Origin of the sequence: Streptomyces hygroscopicus subsp. hygroscopicus (assembly GCF_030269125.1) — a bacterium.
In the GTDB taxonomy this organism is placed as follows: Bacteria; Actinomycetota; Actinomycetes; order Streptomycetales; family Streptomycetaceae; genus Streptomyces; species Streptomyces hygroscopicus_C.
On sequence record NZ_BSSM01000062.1, the window covers coordinates 1 to 529 of the forward strand.

General features: G+C 67.9%; 1 protein-coding gene. It reads right to left on the reverse strand.

Annotated features, from left to right (window positions below; all coding sequences use genetic code 11):
- Positions 1-529, reverse strand: a 529-nt coding sequence (locus QSK45_RS38095) for an alpha-amylase family glycosyl hydrolase (RefSeq protein WP_285563537.1), incomplete at both ends; no start/stop codon positions are given.

Sequence of the window (529 nt, forward strand, 5' to 3'; positions counted from 1 at the left end):
CGAGAAGCCGGCGTTGCGGTCCGGTGTCCACTGCATGGGGGTGCGGACGGCGTCGCGGTCGCCGAGCCAGATGTTGTCGCCCATGCCGATCTCGTCGCCGTAGTAGAGGATCGGCGAGCCGGGCAGGGACAGCAGCAGGGCGGTGAACAGCTCGATCTGGTTGCGGTCGTTGTCGAGGAGCGGGGCGAGGCGGCGGCGGATGCCGATGTTGGCGCGCATCCGCGGGTCCTTCGCGTATTCGGCCCACATGTAGTCGCGTTCCTCGTCGGTGACCATTTCGAGGGTCAGCTCGTCGTGGTTGCGCAGGAAGATGCCCCACTGGCAGCCCGAGGGGATCGCGGGGGTCTTGGCGAGGATCTCGGAGACGGGGTGGCGTGACTCGCGTCGTACGGCCATGAAGATGCGCGGCATGACGGGGAAGTGGAAGGCCATGTGGCACTCGTCGCCGCCGCTCGGGAAGTCGCCGAAGTAGTCGACGACGTCCTCGGGCCACTGGTTGGCCTCCGCCAGCAGCACCGTGTCCGGGTAC